Here is an 18,619-nt window from a genome sequence, read left to right on the forward strand (position 1 = left end):
CCAAGTTCCTGGCGTGCGGGGGCAGGTCCCCTGCCCGGGGTGGAACCCGTCGCTGCAGCAGACCGCCAGCTCATTGGCGATTCGTAGCGTGCTCGCGCCGTTTGGTCGTGGTACGATCCCGGGCGGCTGCAAAGCTTCCTGTTCGGCTACCGGTTTACCCGTCCAGTCTACGGATTCCGAATCACCGCCCGCGGTAGCCGGCGGGCTGCACGGCGGCGTTGCCGCCGGCCAGGATCGGCTCCACCCGCAGGTCGTCGAAGTACGCCACGCCCGCGCCCGTTAGCGCCGCGGTCAGCCCGATCTGGCCCGACGCCGGCACCGTCCGGTACAGCTGGAAGCGCTGCCACTTCCCCTGCGTCGTCAGCACCCGCACGCCCAGCGGCTCGCCGCCGGCGTCGTCGTACAGGAGCGCCCCGTCGGCGGTGCCGCCGATGCCGCCCGCCACCTTGATCCACCCGCTGACGCGGACCAGCGTCCCCGGCGGCAGCTGCACCGGCGGGCTGTCCACTGCCAGGAACGTCCGCTCCAGCGGCATCTGGTACTGGAACGGCTTCCCGCTCGCGTCCGTCCGCGCCGGCTGGCGAACCTCCAGCTTCAGCACCGCCTTGCCGAGCTCGGGCGTCGGCCGGTGCGCCTCGTCGGGCAGCGGGATCGCCCGGCTCGGGGCGAAGATCCCCTTCTGCTCCTTCGGCAACACCCGGTCGAGGACGCGGTCTTCGAGCTTGTCCGCCGGCACGATGCCGGCGGCCACCTGGACGCGGTCCGCTTCCAGGCTGCCGGTGCGCGCCGCCCAGCCGGGGAGGCTCGCCACGGGGACGCCGGCCGGCGGCACCGCGGCGCCGAGCTCGAAGTCGCCGTTCGGCAGGCGGTTCGCGGCGGGCCGGCCGGCCTGCACCTGCTTCGCCAGCTCCCAGTGCTTCGGCAGCGTGTAGAAGCTCACCGCGTGCGGGCTGGCCGTCGGCACGTCGAGGGTGCCGACGGCCAGCTGCCAGTGCGCCCGCATCAGCACCCGCAGCGGCCGCAGGGCGCGGGTCGCGTCCTGGTAGGCGCGGTCGTACAGCTCGTTGGCATAGTGCTTCTGCGCCTCGCCGTAGTACTCGTGCGTCTTCGCCAGGAGCTTGTCGCCGTCCGTCACCGTCACGCCCATGCCGGCCAGCTGGAGGTGGACGGCGCGGGTGCGCTCGTAGGCCACCCGCGCCTGGTCGATCGCCCACCGGGCGCTGTGCCGGCCGTACCGGCGGGCGTGGTCCTGCCACTCGACCACGAGGCCGCGCGGCCCCAGGTCGTCGGTGAACACGATCGGCGCGACCATGTCGAACTCGTCGATCTTCACCTCGGTGCCGGACGTGGTGCGCTTCGTGCGGTTGGCGAGGTTCTGCACGCCGGCCGGGGTGACGAGCCACGGGTCGTGCCCGTCCGACACGCCCGGCACGGTCAGCGTCAGCCCGGCGACGGCGCCCTGCCCCGGCACGTACTGGTCGCCCGGCCCGAGCCACATCGGGATGACGAGCAGCCCCTTCTGCCCGGGGATCACGGCGGCCTTGACGTGCGGGTGGCTCGTGTTCAGCCACGCCGCCTTGCCGCCGGTCGTGCCCGACGACGTGAGGACGCGGTCGAGCAGGTCGAGCTCGGTGTTCAGCAGCGCGACGCCGTGCAGGCGCTCGCTCCCCTCCTTGGCGTCGGCGAGGGCGCGGTCGGACCAGAAGCCGAGGCCGCGGGCCCCGCTGGCGATGGCGAGGTAGGCCAGCAGCCGCACCTGCTCGGCGTGCGGGCCGGCGCCGGCGTCGGCGGCGGGGTTCCCGTCCGGGATGTGGTTCTGCACCCACGTCCAGAACACCGGCCGCGGCCCGGCCAGCTGCCGGCGCTGGGCCAGCCAGTCGCCGTAGCGGGTCAGTTCGAGGCTCGTGAACAGCGGCCAGCGGTGGGCGCCGACCACGTCGAGCGTCTGCGAGTAGTTCTGGAACCCGTCCCACAGGTCGCCGCCGAGCGGCCGCCGGCGGTCCACCCCGCGCACCTCCTTCGCCCCCAAGGCCACCTTCCAGTCCTGGTCGTCGGTCAGGCCGCCGCCCAGGTCCCAGAACAGCACGTCGGACGTGACGAACTTGCGGCGGAAGGCGTCGAACAGGCCGTCGGCGGCGCCGGCCTTCACCTGCGCGAGTTCCACCGGCGGGGCCGACGGGATGACGAGCCAGCCCTCGCGGCCGGCTTCATCGACGAGCGCCTGCGGGGCGTCGGCGGGGAGCCACACGGCGTCGAACCCGGCGGCGCGGAGCACGTGCAGCGGCGTGCCGCTGTGGCGGATGGCGCGGAAGAAGTGTTCCTTGCCGTCCACCAGCAGCTGCCCGCCGCGCTGCTCGACCTGCCGCAACCGACCCGCGGGCGTCGGCGCCGGCAGCGCCTGCGCCTTCGGGTTCGCCGTGGTGACGCCGGGCGCGGTCGCCGCCGGGGCCGGCGCGGCGCGGACGGGGCCGATCTCCAGGTCGTCGATCCACACGTCCACGGGGCCGGGGCCGGTGTAAACGTTCAGCACGAGGCGGTCGACGTACGCGCCTTCGGTGTTCACCTCGCGGCCGACCTTCGCCCGCACCGCGGGGAGGTGCTTGCCGAGCAGCTCGGGCACGTTCTCGATCGTCAGCTTGTCCCAGCTGCGGGCCTTCTCGTAGCTCTTGCCGACGACAAGGAACGTGAGCAGCGCTTCGGGCCGGGCCGGGTCGCGTTCCTTCGGCAGCACCACCCGCGCCCGCAGCTGCACGCCGGGCCGCGTGGCCTTCACCCACACGCTCGCGGAGAGCGCCGGCGACACCGGGGCCGGGGGCGTGTCGTAGCTGTAGTGGACGAACGCGGCGTCGCCGGTGGCGGCGTCGAGCGTCAGTTGCAGGTGCTCGCTGGTGGGGCGGCTCTTGAAGTGCTGGTCCGAGACGGCGTGGGTCTTCACTTCCGCTTTGACGTTGGCGTCGCCGCGGACGAGGACGGGGTCGCGGCCGGCGAACGAGTGACGGTGGATGCCGTCGGTCTGGGCCGTGAGCAGCGCCAGCCCCAGCAGCAGGGCGGCGAGCGGGGCGGCGGCGAAGGCCGTCACGCGGACGGTCATGCGGGGCTCCTCCGGTCCGCGAGGCGGACGCAACCGGGGGCTATACCGCGACCTTGGGGTGGGGGGAAGGCGAACCGCACGCGGACACTCAAGCCGGGGGCATTGTGTGTCGCCGACCCCCCCGGGGGGTCGAGGCACGAATTGAGTCGAGTACACAAAAGATCGTTGGGTCGACGCGTGGCCGGCGGAAGATCCGATTCCCCTTCGACTTGCGTGGGTTACAGCGCCGCCCGCAGCTCGCGCAGGAACCGCTCCAAGTCGTCGGCCGTGTTGTACCCGTGGACCGCAACCCGCAGCCGGCCGGCGTGGCTCATGACGTGGACCCCCGCCGCGTGCAGCGTCGCGTGCAGCTCCGCGGCGCGGGGGTGCTTGAACGCCAGGATGCCCGCCACGTGCTCCGGCTCCGCCGGCGTCAGCAGCTCGACCGGCAGCTTCCGCACCTCCTCCAGGCAGTGCAGCGTCAGCGGCCGGGCGTGGCGGTCGATCGCCTCCACGCCGACGCCGCGGAGGTACTCCAGTGCCGCCCGCACCGCGTACACCGCGGGGTAGTTCGGCATCCCGACCGCGAACGACGCCGCCCCCGGCTTGCTCACTGCGGCCTCGAAGCGGTTCGGGCCGAACGCGTCCTCCAGGTGGAACCACCCGCCGGCCGGCACCGTCCAGTCCGCGGCCCGCGCCGCCGGCACGCCGACGAGCCCGCCGCCGTGCGACGCCAGAATCCACTTGTGCGTGCTGCTGACGATCAGGTCCGCGCCCGTCAGGTCGAGCGGGACGCGGCCGAGCGCCTGCGTCACGTCCACGGCCAGGAGCGCCGGCGAGTGCTTCCGCACGGCCGCGACCACCTCGGGGAGCCGCACCGCGAACCCGTTGAAGAAGCTCACCAGCGACACGGTGACGAGCCGCGTCCGCGGGCCGAGCAGCGGCACCAGGTCTTCGACCCGCAGCGCGCCGCCGCGGTTGCGCCACACCTTCGCGGCGGCCGGCGAGTCGGGCTGCAGCCACGGCGTCGCCCCGGCGGGGAAGTCGAGGTCGTTCACGACCACCTCGTCGCCGGGCTTCGCCCGCAGGGCCAGCGCCGCGAGGTTGTACGCCTCCGACGAGCACGAGCAGACGCCGATCTCGTCGGCGGTGAGGCCGTAGAACTCGGCGGTGAGGCGGCGGACGGCGTCCCACTCCGCGGCGTGCCGGACGCGGCCGTCCATGCCGAGTTCCTTGTCGGCGGCGTATTGCGCGAGCGCGGCGGCGACGGCGGGCGGCGGGATGCCCTCGGCGGCGGTGTTGAGGTAGGCGCGCCCCTCCAGCGAGGGGAAGTCGCGGCGGCGGGATTCGGGCGTCAGCATCGGAGGCTCCGAGGTCCGGTTCGTTGTTAGGCCGGGGCGCAAGCCCCGGCGGGTGATCGGGCGCGAACCCGCCGACGGGGCTTGCGCCCCGGCCTAACGGGTGTCCTGTCCGTCGAGCACGTACGCGATCACCTCAGCCAGTGCCCGGTCGTCGTCGATGTACTCGTCCCAGCCGCGCTCGGTCCACCACCTCTCGCGGACGACCTCGGAGGCGGCCTTCAACCGGCGCGTACACCAGGACTTGAACTGCTCGCGCGGCTGCTCGATCGGCCGGCCCCGCGCGGTGACCACGACGTGAACGTGGTTGCTCCGGCAGTTCACCGCGTGCAGTTGCCACTTCCGGACGGCGCAGTGGTCGGCGATCGTCTGCTCGACGAGCCGGCGCTGGTCCGCGTCGAGAACCAGTGGTGCTTCGGCCAGTTCCGCGAGAGATTCGCGGTGCGCCACGGGATCCGGCGCGTGGCTCCCGCCGCCTCGGAGGAACGAGCCACGGGGGTCGCCGTGCAGCCAGGTGCCGTAGGTCGTCCACGTCGAAAAGTAGGCGATCGCCATGACCGCGTCCTTCCACTCGTTAGGCCGGGGCGCAAGCCCCGTCGGGCGATCGGCCGCGAACCCACCGACGGGGCTTGCGCCCCGGCCTAACACGCCTACTGAGACTGTACGAGCCTCACCGCCGCGTCGATCGGCCGGCCGTCGGTCAGGTGGTCCACCAGCATGGCGCCGTAGGTCGGCGCGTACAGCGCCCCCTTCGACCCGAGGCCGGTCAGCACCGCCAGCCGGTGCCGCGGGTGGACGCCGAGCATCGGCCGCGTCGTCGTCAGCACCGGCCGCACGCCGGCGCGATGGCCGATCACCTCGAACGGCAGCTTCGAGAACTCGCGCAGCCCCGCCTCGATCGCGGCGCGGCCGGCCGCGGTCGGCGTCGGGGTGTGGTCATCGCGGTCGTAGGTACTGCCGGCGAGGAACACGTCGCCGCCCTGCGGGGCGAGCCACACGCCCCGGTGCACCGGCCGCGGCTCGCCGAGGCCGGGCACGCGCAGCGTCAGGATCTCGCCCTTCGCCAGGTTGTACGGCACCGCCGGGAACCACGGGTTCCCCGCGCCGGCGGCCCCTTCACAGAAGACCACCCACCCCGCGGTGACGCCCAGCCGCGGCAGCCGCACGCCGGCGTCGGTCGGCTCCACGTCGGCCGCGGGGTCGAGGTCGAACGCGCGGTACGCGTGGTGTTCCTGGAACAGCGCGCGGTAGGCGTCGAGGAAGCGCGGCACGTCCAGCCGCGCGGCGGGGGTGAGGTCGAAGCCGCCGTGCGGGGCCGCGAACCACGCCGGGTCGATGCCGCGGTCGAACCGCGTGGCGTCGATCTTGCCGCGGGCCACGTCGCGCTCGGCGGCGCCCGCGAACAGCCGCAGCGCCGGGGCGTGGTGGAAGACCGTCGCGCCCGTCTCGGCCTGCGAACTGCGGTAGTAGCCCACCGCGATGTTGAAGCAGTGGTCGAGGTTCCAGGTGCGGGCGACGCGGCGGCCGGTGTACGGGGTGATGAGGCCGGCGGCGACGCGCGACGCGGCGTGCGGGTCGCCGCGGTCGAGCACGAGGACGCGCCGCCCGCGCCGCCGCAGCTGCCACGCCACGGCGGTGCCGGCGAGCCCCTGGCCGACGACGACGAACTCGAAGTCCGGTGCCACCCCGTCAGGGTATAATCGCGGCATGGACGAGAAGGCGGAATACGACCCGGAGACGGCGTACCACGAGGCCGGGCACGCCGTCGTGGCCCTGGCGCTGGGCCGGCCCGTTCACCGCGTCAGCGTGCTGCCGAACCGCGACCGCCTGGGCCAGTGCGAGTTCGGGAAGGGCGTGTTCCGGCCGTCGGAGGACTGGGTGGAGCGCGAGGTGATGATCTCGCTCGGCGGCCTGGCCGCGGAGGCGCGGCACACCGGCACCTACGGCTGGGCCGAGGCCGAGCGCGACCTGCGCCACGTCCGCAAACTGCTGGCGCAGACGACCGAGCGAACAGCGGCCCGGCTGGAGAAGCGGTTGCTGGCGAAGGTCGAGAACCTGCTGGCGGACGACGGCCACTGGCGCGCCGTCGAGCGGATCGCCGCGGAGCTTCTGGTTCACGGCGTCATCAGCGGCCGCGCCGCCCGACACCTGTACGAGCAGGCGGTGGAGCAGGACTGAGGCGAGCCGAGGGCGTCAGGCTTCGGGTGCGTCCGCGCATCGAACCACTTCGGACGTGAGTCGAACCGGGTCCGTACCCGGCGGCTGTCGCCACCCGGCTCGCCGGGCCGATCTACTTCCGCGGCTCGATGACGCCGCCGTCGTGCTCGATGCGGCACCCGGGCACGGCGGCGTGGAATGCGGCAAGGCCCGCCGCCGTCACCTTTGCTCCTTTCACGACGAGGTGCTGCAGGGCCTTGCAGTCCGTGAACGGGGCCAGCCCCGCGTCCGTCACCTTCGTGGCGTCCAGCCAGAGGGTTGTCAGGCCTTTGCAGTCCTTGAAGTGGGCCAGCCCCGCGTCCGTCACCCCGGTGCCGTTCAGGCAGAGGCTCTGCAGCCCCTTGCAGTCCTTGACGTGGGCCAGCCCCGCGTCCGTCACCCCCGTGCCGTTCAGCCACAGGTCCGTCAGGCCTTTGCAGTCCTTGAAGTGAGCCAGCCCCGCGTCCGTCACCTTCGTGGCGTCCAGGCGGAGGACGGTCAGGCCTTTGCAGTCGCTGAATTGCGCCAGCCCGTTGTCCGTCACCTTCGTGCTAATCAGGTTGAGGGCCGTCAGCCCCTTGCACTCCTTGAAGACGGCCAGGCCCTGCTCCGTCACCCCCGTCTCGCCCAGGCTCAAGACCGTGAGCCCCTTGCAGTCCTTGAAGTGCGCCACCCCCGCGTCCGTCGCCCGGGTGCCGAATAGGTCGAGGGCCGTGAGCCCTTTGCAGTCCTTGAAGTGCGCCAGCCCCGCGTCCGTCACTGGCGTGTTCAGGAGGCTGAGTTTCGTGAGCCCCTTGCAGTCCTTGAAGTGAGCCAAACCCGCGTCCGTGAGTTGCGCGTTGCCCCCCAGGCCGAGGTGTGTGAGCCCCTTGCAGTCCTTGAAGTAGGCCAGCCCCGCGGCCGTCACCGGCGAGTTCCCCAGGTCGATCCACGTCAGCCCCTTGCAGCCCTTGAAGTTCGCCAGCCCCGCGTCCGTCACCTTCGGGCCGCCCAGGTTGATCAGGGTCAGGGTGAATCGCTCTTTCGGCAGGTCGGCCGCGGCCAGGAAGTCGCGGTTGTGACCGTCGATCCACACGACGCCGCCGACCGACACGACGTACTCGGCGGCCGCGCGATCCGGGTCGCCGGCGGCGGCCGGCGCTTTGACGGTGGGGCCGACCTGCGCGAGCGTCTTGCCGGCCTTGTCCTTCACCGTCACGGTGGCGCCGTCGGGCACCTCGATCCAGGTCTCGGTCCCGTCCTTGTTGCGGATGACGATGACGACGCCGCCGAGCGCCAGCAGCACCATGCCGGCGAACCCGGCCGCGGCCCACAGCCACCGCCCGGCGGGCTTCCGCCCCACCGGCGCCGCCACGGGCACCGCGGCGGGTTCCAGCTCCGTCGCGGACGCGTCCAGGTCGGCGAACGGGTTGGCGTCGGGCACCGCCGTCACCTGGATCGGCACGTACACCACCTGCGACACCGCGGGCGCAGCCGCCGCAGAAGAAGTCCGCGCCGCGCCCATCGCCCGAATCCGCTTGACCACCTCGTCGGCCGACGCCGGCCGGGCTCCGACCGACTTGGCGAGCAACTGGTGGATCAACTCGGCGAGCGGTTCGGGCACGGCCGGGTTCAGGTCGCGCACCGGCGTCGGCTCCTGCGTCCCCAGGGCGATCAGCACCGCCATCGTGTTCGGCCCCTGGAACGGCAGCCGGCCGGTCACGAGTCGGTACAGCACGGCGCCGAGGCTGAACAGGTCGGTGCGGTGGTCCACCTTCTCGCCGCGGGCCTGCTCCGGGCTCATGTACGCCGGCGTGCCCACGATCGCGCCGCTCTTGGTCAGCTCGACCTCCGCGTCCACCGGGCGGGCGAGGCCGAAGTCGAGCACTTTGACCCGCCCGGCCGGCGCCTCCAGCCACAGGTTGCCGGGCTTCACGTCGCGGTGAACGAGCCCCTGCCGGTGCGCCGCGGCCAGCCCGGCGGCCGCCTCCGCGGCCATCTTCAGTACCTGGGCGGGGGTGGGGTTCCCCTTCTTCTTCAGGTACTCGTCGAGCGGGTACCCTTCGAGGTACTCCATGGCGATGTACGGCACGCCGTCGCGCTCGTCGGCCTCGTACACGGTGACGACGTTGTCGTGCTTCACCCGCGCGGCGGCGCGGGCCTCGCGGAGGAAGCGCTCCCGCGCGGCGGGGTCGGCGGCGAACTGCGGGAGCATCACCTTGAGCGCCAGCCGGCGGTCGAGGCGGGTGTCGATCGCGGCGTAGACGGCGCCCATGCCGCCCTTGCCGAGCTCCTTCACGACGCGGTACGGCCCGAGGGTGCCGACCTCGCCGGCGGCCGCGGGCGGGCCGAAGCCCGCGGCGGCGCCGGTCGTGGATGCGCCGACGGCGATGGTCTCGTCGACGGCGCTGGGCGCGGACGGGGCGCTGGTGGCGTCGGTGTGCAGCCGGGCGTGCGGGTTCATGGGAAAAGCGTAGCCGATGGGCGCGGGGGCCGCAACCGGTGTGCAAGCCGTTAGGCCGGGGCGCGAGCCCCGTCGGGGTTCTGACGCCCGCCGGGGCTCGCGTCCCGGCCTAACGGGCGGCCGGAATTCCCCCCGAGCGCCCGCCCGGCGGCGGGCAATACACTGGCGGACACCGAGCCCGGAGGCCGGCCCATGCCGACCGCTCCCGTTAGCCTGATGCCCGCGCTGCGGCGGGTGATCGCCGGCCGCGCCGCCGAGCGCGGCGACGACGACCTCCTCACCGCGTTCGTCGCCGACCGCGACCCCGAGGCGTTCGCCGCCCTCGTCCGCCGGCACGGGCCGATGGTCCTGGGCGTCTGCCGCCGCGTGGTGCGCGACTACGACGCCGCGGACGACGCCTTCCAGGCCGTCTTCCTGGTGCTGGCCCGCCGCGCCGCCGACGTGCGGCCGCGGAACCGGGTGGGGGCGTGGCTGTACGGCGTGGCCTACCGGACCGCCCTGAAGGCGCGGGCCGCCCGCGCCCGCCGCCGCACCCGGGAGAGTCAGGTGGACGCCATGCCCGAGCCGGCCGCGCCGCCGGCCGCCGACGGGTGGGACGAGTTGAAGCCGGTCCTGGACGAGGAGCTGGCCCGGCTGCCGGACCGGCTCCGCGTCCCGGTCGTGCTGTGCGACCTGGAGGGCCGCCCGCAGCGGGCCGTCGCCGGGCAGCTCGGCATCGCCCCCGCCACCCTCGCCGGCCGCCTCGCCGACGCGCGGAAGGCGCTGGCCGCGCGGCTCACCCGCCGCGGCGTCACGCTGTCGGCGACGGCGCTGGGTGCGCTCCTGGCCGAGAAGGCGAGTGCCGGGGTGGTGAACCCGCAGCTGGCCGCCGGGGTGGTGCGTGCGGCCGAGGCCGTCGCCGCCGGCGGGGCCGCCGCCGGGCTCGTGTCCGCGAACGCCCTCCAACTCTGCGACGGGGTGATGCGGATGATCTTCCTCACGAAACTCAAGGCCGCGGCCGCGACCGCGGCGGTGCTGCTGGCGGTCGCCGGCGCGGTCGGGCCGGGCTTGAAGCCCGCGACCGCCGGCGAGGCGCCGGCCGCGACCGCGACCGCGACCGCGACCGCGCTGCTGGCGGACGACGACGCGGCGTACCTGGACCAGGTGTGCCTGATGTTCCGCAACTCGAAGGCGACGGCCGTGGAGCACGGCTACTTCGCCGCGGACAAGGACGCCGACAAGCGGAAGAAGGTGGCCCGCTGGCTGATCGACGGCCCGACCGCCCCAGCGACCGCCGCGCGGACGGTCACGCTCGGCGCCGACGGGGCACAGCCGTTCTTCACCGACGCGTTCGACCGGGTGGTGGTGTGGGACGCGGACACGGCGAAGCCGGCCGGGGTGCAGGCCCACCCCGTGGTGCAGTGGGCCGACCTGGCCCGGTTCATCGACGTGCAGAAGGGCGCCCGCGAGGAGCGCCGCGTCGAGGTCGTCGTGCCGGGTGACAAGGACGCCAAGCCCGCGGCCCCGGGCGAGCCGGTGCGGGTGAAGGTGGTGGTGGCGACCGACGACGGGAAGGGCGGGGTGAAGTACACGGTGGAGGAGCGGCTGGCGGTGCCGTCGAAGGCGGCCGAGCCGAAGGCGACGACGGTGCAGGGCTACAAGGTGGAGGTGGTCACGCCGCCGGGCAAGGCCGGCCCCCCGCAGGCGCTCCTCCGGTGGGTCGGCGACGGCTCCAAGCCCGCCGGGCTACAGTCGCCGGACCAGACGGTCCGGCTGTGGGCGGCCCAGCCGCCGGGCAAGGGCGAGGAGAAGCGGTTCACGATGACATGGGCCACGTCGAAGGACGGGGCCGAGCCGGACGCGGCGTTCCTGCGGCGGGCGGTGACCGAGGCCCGCGGCACCCCGCCGACGGCGCTGGAGGAGCGATACTTCGCGGCCGACCCCGACCCGCGGAAGCGCGAGAAGTTGCTGGACGCGCTGCTGGCCGACCCGGCCGCGCTCCGCCGCGTCGGCGACGGGTGGAAGCGACGGATGCTCACGCCGCAGCCGCTGACGGCGCCGGCCACCCCGAAGGAGAAGGTGCTCGAGATCTACCGCGGCTCCGACCTGACGGTGCAGCCGAAGATCGAGGTGGTGCCGTACACGCCGCAGGGAAAGCTGGTGGTGCCCTACGTCGCCCCGAGCCCGGTGGCGCCGCCGAAGTTTGAGGTGGTGCCGCTGCCGAAGGGGGACGTGCAGCCGTTCCTGTACACGCAGCCGAAGGCGGTCGTGCGCGACCTGCTGCTGGACGAGAAGGGGAACGTGCCCCAACCCAGGATCGAGGTGCGCGACCTGTTGGTGACGCCGAAGGCGGACGTGGTGAAGCCGAAGGTGGTAACGCCGCCCGCCCCGCCCGCCCCGCCCGCCCCGCCGAAGGTCGGGGTGCCGGCCCCGCCAAAGGCGGCGCTGCCGAAGGTGGCGCCGCCGGCGCCGGCCGCCCCGGCGGTCCGGGCGACATCAACCCGGGTTGTGTCGGACAAGTGGGGTCGGCTGGTGGGCGAGCTGATCGCAGCGGGGAAGACGGACGAGCAGATGCTGGAGTCGCTGTCGCTGGCGGCGGCGGGCCGCCTGCCGACGGAGGTCGAGCGTCGGCTGTCGCTGGCGGTGCTGCCGACGGCGGCCGACCGGGCGGCCGGTTGGACGGCGGTGGCCCGCGCTTTGGCGGGCCCGCCGACGCCGCCGACGCCGCCCGCCCCGCCACCGCTGCCGCGGTCGCCACAGTAGGGTGGTGCGTGCCCCGCCGGCGGGTTGACGACGGCCTGCGGGGCGGTATAACAGGAGTGCGGGGCAGTTAGCTCAGTTGGTAGAGCGAGCGACTGAAAATCGCTAGGTCCCCAGTTCAACCCTGGGACTGCCCACTCTGGGAAAGCAAGGGTTTCGAGAGACTCCGGTTTCCCGAGAACACCCGCCGGTACAGAATCGCGGTACGGAATGATGCCTCCGAGGCCGTGACGGGTTACAACCGTCACCAACCCGGAGGCTTTTTCATGGCCCGCACCCCGAAGCCCTGGTATCGCGAGGACCGGCAGGCTTACTTCGTCACGATCCGCGGCACCCGGCACAACCTCGGCCCCGACAAGAAGGACGCCCTCCGCCGCTTCCACGAGTTGATGGCGGCCGACGAGGCTCCCGTTCCCCCTCCGCCCGAGTCGGCCGCGCGGCTCACTGTCGGCCAGGTCTTCGAAAAGTACCTCGACTGGTGCCAGCAGCACCGCGCCCCCCGCACCTACGAGTGGGCGCGAGGCCACATCCAGGGGTTCTGCGACCACCTCCGCACCGCCTCGACCCTGCCCGCCCGCGACCTCCGGCCGTTCCAAGTCGTCGAGTTCGTCGATTCCAAGAAGACCTGGGGGCCGAACCAGAAGCGCGGGGCCATCGTCGCCCTGACCCGGCCGTTCAACTGGGCGTCCAAGCTCGGCTACATCGAGACCAGCCCCGTGCGGGGGATCGAGAAGCCCCAAGCCGAGAAGCGGGACAGCCGGATGACGCCCGGCGACTTCGAGCGGCTCGTCGGGTTCGTGAAGGACCAGCCGTTCCGCGACCTGCTCACCTTCGCCTATGAGGCGGGCTGCCGTCCCCAGGAAGCCCGGAAGATCGAGGCCCGACACCTGCAACTCGACCGGTATCGGGTCGAAATCCCCCCGCCGGAGGCGAAGGGGAAGCGCCGGTGGCGGGTCATCTACTTGTCCGCCAAGGCGGCCGAGATCGTCGCCCGGCTCGCGGCCGAACGCCCGGAGGGGCCCCTGTTCCTCAACGTGGACGGCAACCCGTGGAAGGCCCAGGCCGTCGTCTGCCGGTTCCAGCGGCTGCTCGTCAAGCTCGCCGGGGCGGTGGAAGCACTGCCCCCGCTGCCCAGATTCGACCGGCGGCGGTACAAGGACCCGCTGGAACTCGCCCAGGCGCGGAAGGACCACCAGGCGAAGGTCGTGGCGCTGCGGAGGAAGCGGGCGAAGCTGGCGCGGGAGGGGGACACCCGGTTCGCCATGTACGACATCCGCCACTGCTTCGCCACGCGGAAGCTGAAGGAGGGGCACGACCCGATCACCGTGGCTGCGCTGCTCGGCCACAAGGACGGGTCGATGCTGTGTAAGCATTACGAGGAGCTGTCGCGGGATGGGGACCACCTGCGGCAGGCGGTCAGCTGAGGCGGAGGTGCCGATACACCGATTTTGGCGGAGCTGGAGTCTGTCTGGGCTCAAGCCCCTTTCGCTCGACCCGGAACGTCGCCAGTAGCGCGTCCAAGTCGGCGAGATCGACTACGATCTTTCCACGCCTCAGCCCGAGGCGGTAGTGGGCGAGTTGGCCCGTCTTGATCCAGCCACGGACGACCGACTCGCACACACCCGCACGCTTCGCACAATCCTTGACGCTCAGCACGTGCGTCCCCCTGCCGAGGGCAGGCGGATGGCAACCAGTACCGCGGCACCCGGTCTCCGATGCTCGCGAGTGGCTTGCCCGAACGTGCCGGGCGTGGGTTCAGGGGGTGCAGGCGGATAGTAGCCGTGGACACAGAAGGCCGGATCACGATCCAGTACGACGGGGAGTCGGCGATGGTCGCAGGAGACAAGTGAGGTCCGCCTCGTCGCGCTTCCACACTTCAATGGTTCCCAGGTTGCTTGCTGGTGAGTGTGCGGCCACGGAACCGAGTCGGAACCCACCCCGTGGGTCGACGGGAGGGGCATTCGCGGCTTCCCCCTGGAGTGTGAGGAACGTGCGCCGGACTCCGCCTCCTGTTCCGGCACATCCGGACACCCGAAGGGAGGAGCCGACGCGAGTTCCAGAGTAACGTTGAGTCCTCGAAATAAGGTTGCAGGAAAGATTGCAGGTGCGATGATCCCGTTGCGACGAGGGCGCGCGGCACCTGCGGTCGTCCGACCGTGGTCGCGGAGACCGAACATGGTCCAGCATTTCCCGTTGGCCTGGGAAGCGTACGTCGCAGGCCACCACGGCTCGGTGTTCGGGGCCTGGATGGATTCCGCCTGGGAGGAGGCCACGCTGGGCCTTCCACCGGCCCGCGGTCGCCCGGCTGGTTGCCCCGGCTTCGCGGAGATGGACTTGGCCCTCCGGCGGTTGGCTGTCGCCAAGGTCGTCGAGGCCGCCGTCCTCGTCGAGGTCCACCGGGCGATCGACGCAGTCCGCCGGTACGCGCGCCGACTGCTCCGGGCGTGGCGGGCGGCCGACCTCTACACCGTCCGGCGGGCCTACGCCCGCGGCTTCAGGTGGGCCGAGGTTCTCGGCGAATTGGGTGCGGGACTGCTCGCCCCGCACGCGGGGTCGCTCGGCTGGATCGTGCTCGGGGCCGCGGTCGGCCGCTGCCGAAGAGCCTGCCGTAACGCCGCGGCGGGTGGCGTGCTGCCCGACGGGTCGGGCGGGGAGGTACTCGACGAGGTGAGAGGGGCGGTCGGGCGTTTGGCAAACGCCTCGACCAGAGCGGTACTTCAGCCGCTGCTTGCGCTCGCGCCACCGGAGCACGACCGGGGGCCGCACCCGCTCGAAGAAGCTCGCTACGTGCATCACCTCCACCTCGCTATTGCCAGTGCCGACGTGGCAGTTTTGTCGGCCCTACGGGGCGTGACGGCGCCTCTCCCCGTGCTGGCCCTGGACGCCGAACGGCTCGTTTTCCACGGCCGGGAGTTTCGCCTGTCCGACATCCCCCGCACCCAGGCCGCCGCCCTCTGGGTGCTCGCGGAGAGCGCGGGTCGGCCGGTGCCTCGGGCGGTGATACGGTCGGAGGGCCGGATTCAGACGCCTGAGAACCGGCTGGAGGAGATCATGTCGCGCCTCCGGCGGCAACTCGCCTTACTCGTGGGCCGGGAGCCGCCGGTTGCGGGCGTGGGCCCGAAGGAGATCCGGGAGATCATCCGCGGCGAGCGGGGGCCAAGCCCCCACCAGGGCCCGTACATCCTCCGCCTGTCCCCAGAGTCCGTCCGGGTGACTCTCCCCCGGCCGGCGTGGATGCGGCGACCCTGACGAAGCCTAGCCCGGATATTTCACCAGTCGTGGTTGCTCGGTCTGTTGTGAGCCGGCGTGCGGCGTTTGTCCGGCGTCGGCCGCGCGGAGGCGCTCGAAGACGACGTTCCCCCTGACCCCCACCGCGGTGGAGGGGCGACGCCTCTCGAGTTGTCACCCGGCTACGTGCTGTCGTCGGCCCGCCGACGGGATTGCAGTTGCCTCGCCACCCGGACGAAGAGCGCTTGCCACACGTAACTCCGGGCGAACCGGACCACGAGCCGTCGCACGCTCGTCACCACCAGCGCGGCGACGCGGAACAGCCGCAGCCGAATGGTCCCGACCTCGGCCTTCTCCAGTTCGGTGCCGACCAGCGCGGTGCGGCGGATGTGCTCGACCAGCACGTAGGCCGCGGCCGCCATCAGCACCCGGAACGTGTTCGCCAGGAACGCGTGGCAACTCGTGCGGTCGGCGAACAGCCCGAGTTGCTGTTCCTTGATGCGGTTCTCCATGTCACCGCGGGCGCAGTAGACCTCCTCGTACAGCGTCCGGGCGTCGCCGGCCAGGTTGGTGACCACGTACCGTGGGTTCGACTTGCCCGCGTCGCTGCCGCGTAAATGCTCGGCCTTGACGATGACGCGGCGGGGTCGGTCCCAGGTTCCGGCGGCATAGCTGAGGGTGCCGAAGAAGCGGTGGCTCCGGCCGTCCAGGCGATGGGCCTCGGCCACCCAGCCCAGCCATTCCTGCGATTCCCGTTCCAGCACGGCGTTGCGGGCCAGGCCGAACAGGTAGCGGACGTCGTGCGAATCGCACCACCGCATCAGCCGCCAGCGGCCGAACCCGCTGTCGCCGCGGATGAGGACCTTCACGCCCGGCCACGCCTGCCGCAGCCGCGTCACCAGCAGCTTGAGGATGGCGCGGGCGTGGTGGTCGGCCCCGATGTTGGCCGGCCTCAGGTAGGCCACCAGCAGCCGCGAGCCGCAGGTGACGTACAGGGGCAGGAAGCAGTAGGCGTCGTAGTAGCCGTGGAAGAAGTGCTGCTCCTGCCGGCCGTGGATGGGGTCGTCGGTGGCGTCGATGTCGAGGGTGAGTTCGGCGGGCGGGGCGTCGAACGAGGCGACGAACTGGTCGACGAGGACGGCGGCGAGGCGGACGAGGTCGCGGCGGGTGATGCGGTTCTCGAGCCGGCACAGGGTGGGTGGCGAGGCGAGGTCGGCGGAGCCCTCGACGTCGGGGTGATCGGCGGCGGCCTGCCAGAGGGGGTCGTGTCGGAGGTGCTGGTGGTCGTTGAGGTCTTCGTAGCCGGCGGCGAGTCCGAACAGCCGCTGGGCGAGGAGGGTGGCCTGGGGGTGTTCGATGCGTTCGGGTGCGCGGGGGTCGTCGATGGCGGCGTCGAGCGCGGCCACCAGCCCGAGCTGGCGGTCGGCTTCGCGGAGGAGCACGAGCCCGGCGTCGGAGGTGAGGTGCCCGGCGGAGAACTCGGCGACGAGTTTGCGGCCGTGGACGCTGGTAAAGGAGACGGGTGCTGTGGTACGGTGTGTCACGGCGGTGGCTGGGGGCGAGGGAGGGAAAGTGGTGTGGTAACTCCTTCCCCTACCAAACCTTCAGCCACCGCGCTACTCGAATGGACTCCATGCCGGTGAAATATCCGGGCTAGCCGCCTTGCTTGCGCCTGCGTCAGCCCGAGTAATCCGGGCTGCTCGATCGTTGGAGGCGCCTCCACTTTATCGGCATCTTTGGTGTAGACCGCGTCACCGCGCCCCGGGCCGTGCCGGGTTCGTCGGACGGTTCACCGATGTCGTTGTCAAGTAAGACTACGTCGAAGGCGACGGGGCGCTCGAGAGCGCCGCCGGCCTGACGGCAGCGCGGGGCCAGGTCGCGTGAGTCGACCGCGGCTGATGACTGTGAATCGGGTACCGACTGATCCGGCCGCGCGAGTGGCGATGACGACGGACATCGCCGGCGGCTAACGGGTATCAGTCGCAGGTGTCCTGGGCCTCGACCGCGGGCGGGAGCGCGGCGCTCTACCCCATCATTCCGATCGAACCGTTCTCGGGCCTCGTGCAGCGCGCGATGTGTCGACTGACCAACGTCCGGTACTTCGTTCCCGCCGGGCGCACCTGTTAGATGCACCTGGTGTACGGGTGCCGGGCCGGCCCTCCTGCTGGTGCGCGCTGAGCGGAGCGTCGACCAACCGACGGATTTCCAGCCTAATAGGGTGAAGCCCCTCGACCGCGCCGGGCGCGACGCCTGACCGGGAGGACGTCAGGCTCTGATTGCCATGGTGACTCCACTGGGTCGCTCAGCGTCGAGGGTGGCGGCGTGTGCACGGTCGGCGGGCCGGCGCCGTACTCACCCGCCGGGCCGCCGTGGGAGCGTCGGCCGAGAAAGTTAATACAGAGCACAGAAAGGGCCGACCGCCAGTGACGGCCCTTGATGTGTGTTCCTGTGATAACAGGGAGACATCTATCCTCTAGGATGAGGGTTCGGTTTCGGAAGTTGCTGGCTGCCAATCATCGGCGGCTTCGACGGTTCAACTGATGACTGACCTGCCTTGGCCGCTGAGGTGCCTCTCTCCGAGCCCGAAAAGTCCCCCTGGATGCACCAGTGACGCGAGGGTGATCCGATGGCAGACGTGAGGTTCGTGGTAGCGTCCGTGCCGCGGTCCGCGGCCGCGATGGCGGAGCGCCAGGCCGTTCTCTGCCGGGTGTCAGGCAAGCGCGAGTTCCAAATCGACGCCGCGGTCGAGGCGGCTGCCAAGGCCGTACTCAGAAGGTGGAGGACCCGCCTCGCTCAACTGCGCGAGGCGGGGTGGGGGCCGATCCAGGGGTTGAAGTTCCAGTACGCCCGGAATTGCCCCCCGGCGGGCGTAGTCGCGCGCCCGGCCGACGGCGAACGCAGTTCGGTCCGGCCCTGCGGACTCACCGGCGTCTGCCCCTGGTGCTGGTCGCGGGACCGAGTCCTGGCCACGTTCGACCGGGTCTGGGAGGTGCTGTTGGCGACTGGCGACGCGCGCGCGGGCGAGGTTCCGGCCGAGCGGCCGAACCGGCTGCTCGTGCGGGTGGTCACCGGGGTCTCGTCGGCCCGGCTTCCGGGCGAGGCGATGGCGGCGGCTAGCTACCGGATTGACAAGACGGTCCGCACCCGGCGCGGCCTGCTGGTCGGCGGGTACCTCTTGGTCACCGTCCAGCCACGGCCCTCTGGAGGGTGGTCGTGGTCGATCCGGTCCCTTGTTCTCGCCCCGGCTGGGTACGAGAGCACCCCGGGGTCGGTCGAGGTCGCCCGCCCGACCCGCCGGACGGTGGCCGCGGCGGTGGCGAAGTTCGCCCGGTACCCGCTCGGCATGATGACCGCCGACCCGGGGCGGACTGCCGAGGTGCTCGACGCTCGCGGGCCGTTCCGGATGTACCGGGCGTTCGGCGCGTTCAGCCGCAACTCCGCCATCGGTCGCGGCGGTGACGGACGCGCCGAGGACGACGGACCGGCCGAGAGCTGACCGAAAGCAACTTCGGTGGGCCCCGCCGGCGACGCCGTCCCGCACTCCGCAAGGCTCCATGTCCGCCCACCCGACTCCTGTCGGCCCTC

General features: G+C 72.2%; 12 protein-coding genes and 1 tRNA gene. 6 read left to right on the forward strand and 7 right to left on the reverse strand.

Annotated elements, in window-relative coordinates; genetic code table 11:
• Positions 1 to 181 precede the first annotated feature (181 nt).
• From ETAA1_RS04040 to ETAA1_RS04055, 4 genes are all read right to left on the reverse strand, one after another.
• A complete protein-coding gene (locus ETAA1_RS04040) occupies positions 182 to 3,091 on the reverse strand; it encodes a hypothetical protein (protein ID WP_145234533.1) in 2,910 nt (969 codons plus the stop codon).
• A gap of 218 nt (positions 3,092 to 3,309) precedes the next feature.
• Positions 3,310 to 4,431, reverse strand: a complete 1,122-nt coding sequence (locus tag ETAA1_RS04045; protein ID WP_145234535.1) for an aminotransferase class V-fold PLP-dependent enzyme — start codon at positions 4,429 to 4,431, stop codon at positions 3,310 to 3,312.
• Between the two features lie 93 nt (positions 4,432 to 4,524).
• Complete coding sequence (locus tag ETAA1_RS04050) at positions 4,525 to 4,983, reverse strand: transposase (protein WP_145234537.1); 459 nt, start codon at positions 4,981 to 4,983, stop codon at positions 4,525 to 4,527.
• Between the two features lie 95 nt (positions 4,984 to 5,078).
• Positions 5,079 to 6,113, reverse strand: coding sequence for an NAD(P)/FAD-dependent oxidoreductase (locus tag ETAA1_RS04055; protein WP_202920645.1), 1,035 nt, complete (start codon positions 6,111 to 6,113; stop codon positions 5,079 to 5,081).
• A 22-nt stretch (positions 6,114 to 6,135) separates the two neighbouring features.
• Here ETAA1_RS04055 and ETAA1_RS04060 point away from each other — a divergent pair, with 22 nt between their 5' ends.
• Positions 6,136 to 6,606 carry a cell division protein FtsH gene (locus ETAA1_RS04060; protein ID WP_145234542.1) on the forward strand — a complete coding sequence of 157 codons (471 nt, stop codon included), beginning with the start codon at positions 6,136 to 6,138 and terminating at the stop codon, positions 6,604 to 6,606.
• A gap of 112 nt (positions 6,607 to 6,718) precedes the next feature.
• On the opposite strand, the gene ETAA1_RS04065 is transcribed toward ETAA1_RS04060, so the two are convergent.
• The gene (locus ETAA1_RS04065; RefSeq protein WP_145234545.1) at positions 6,719 to 9,067 is read right to left on the reverse strand and encodes a protein kinase domain-containing protein; all 2,349 of its coding nucleotides are present in this window, start codon (positions 9,065 to 9,067) and stop codon (positions 6,719 to 6,721) included.
• Between the two features lie 192 nt (positions 9,068 to 9,259).
• Between ETAA1_RS04065 and ETAA1_RS33335 the strand changes: the two genes are divergently transcribed.
• The 3 genes from ETAA1_RS33335 to ETAA1_RS04080 all read left to right on the forward strand — a co-directional run bounded on the left by ETAA1_RS33335 (position 9,260) and on the right by ETAA1_RS04080 (position 13,230).
• Complete coding sequence (locus tag ETAA1_RS33335; protein ID WP_145234547.1) at positions 9,260 to 11,809, forward strand: sigma-70 family RNA polymerase sigma factor; 2,550 nt, start codon at positions 9,260 to 9,262, stop codon at positions 11,807 to 11,809.
• A 61-nt stretch (positions 11,810 to 11,870) separates the two neighbouring features.
• Positions 11,871 to 11,943: transfer RNA gene (locus ETAA1_RS04075), tRNA-Phe, on the forward strand.
• A gap of 129 nt (positions 11,944 to 12,072) precedes the next feature.
• Positions 12,073 to 13,230 carry a tyrosine-type recombinase/integrase gene (locus ETAA1_RS04080; RefSeq protein WP_145234549.1) on the forward strand — a complete coding sequence of 386 codons (1,158 nt, stop codon included), beginning with the start codon at positions 12,073 to 12,075 and terminating at the stop codon, positions 13,228 to 13,230.
• Here ETAA1_RS04080 and ETAA1_RS33745 read toward each other — a convergent pair.
• A complete protein-coding gene (locus ETAA1_RS33745) occupies positions 13,223 to 13,462 on the reverse strand; it encodes a helix-turn-helix domain-containing protein (RefSeq protein ID WP_145234551.1) in 240 nt (79 codons plus the stop codon). The genes ETAA1_RS04080 and ETAA1_RS33745 overlap by 8 nt on opposite strands.
• A gap of 519 nt (positions 13,463 to 13,981) precedes the next feature.
• On the opposite strand from ETAA1_RS33745, the gene ETAA1_RS04090 reads away from it, so the two are divergent.
• Positions 13,982 to 15,055, forward strand: a complete 1,074-nt coding sequence (locus ETAA1_RS04090) for a hypothetical protein (RefSeq protein WP_145234553.1) — start codon at positions 13,982 to 13,984, stop codon at positions 15,053 to 15,055.
• A 161-nt stretch (positions 15,056 to 15,216) separates the two neighbouring features.
• Here ETAA1_RS04090 and ETAA1_RS04095 read toward each other — a convergent pair whose 3' ends face one another.
• Positions 15,217 to 16,578 carry an IS1380 family transposase gene (locus tag ETAA1_RS04095; protein ID WP_145234555.1) on the reverse strand — a complete coding sequence of 454 codons (1,362 nt, stop codon included), beginning with the start codon at positions 16,576 to 16,578 and terminating at the stop codon, positions 15,217 to 15,219.
• Positions 16,579 to 17,660: 1,082 nt separating this feature from the next.
• On the opposite strand from ETAA1_RS04095, the gene ETAA1_RS04100 reads away from it, so the two are divergent.
• Positions 17,661 to 18,530: a hypothetical protein gene (locus ETAA1_RS04100; protein ID WP_145234557.1), complete on the forward strand. Its 870-nt coding sequence runs from the start codon at positions 17,661 to 17,663 to the stop codon at positions 18,528 to 18,530.
• Positions 18,531 to 18,619: the final 89 nt, after the last annotated feature.

Origin of the sequence: Urbifossiella limnaea (assembly GCF_007747215.1) — a bacterium.
GTDB lineage: Bacteria > Planctomycetota > Planctomycetia > Gemmatales > Gemmataceae > Urbifossiella > Urbifossiella limnaea.

Coding starts and splice junctions, on each gene's coding strand:
- ETAA1_RS04065 (WP_145234545.1), bottom strand. CDS start 9,067: ATGAACCCGCACGCCCGGCTGCACACCGACGCCACCAGCGCCCCGTCC.
- ETAA1_RS04050 (WP_145234537.1), bottom strand. CDS start 4,983: ATGGCGATCGCCTACTTTTCGACGTGGACGACCTACGGCACCTGGCTG.
- ETAA1_RS04100 (WP_145234557.1), top strand. CDS start 17,661: ATGGCAGACGTGAGGTTCGTGGTAGCGTCCGTGCCGCGGTCCGCGGCC.
- ETAA1_RS33335 (WP_145234547.1), top strand. CDS start 9,260: ATGCCGACCGCTCCCGTTAGCCTGATGCCCGCGCTGCGGCGGGTGATC.
- ETAA1_RS04040 (WP_145234533.1), bottom strand. CDS start 3,091: ATGACCGTCCGCGTGACGGCCTTCGCCGCCGCCCCGCTCGCCGCCCTG.
- ETAA1_RS04080 (WP_145234549.1), top strand. CDS start 12,073: ATGGCCCGCACCCCGAAGCCCTGGTATCGCGAGGACCGGCAGGCTTAC.
- ETAA1_RS04090 (WP_145234553.1), top strand. CDS start 13,982: ATGGTCCAGCATTTCCCGTTGGCCTGGGAAGCGTACGTCGCAGGCCAC.
- ETAA1_RS04045 (WP_145234535.1), bottom strand. CDS start 4,431: ATGCTGACGCCCGAATCCCGCCGCCGCGACTTCCCCTCGCTGGAGGGG.
- ETAA1_RS04060 (WP_145234542.1), top strand. CDS start 6,136: ATGGACGAGAAGGCGGAATACGACCCGGAGACGGCGTACCACGAGGCC.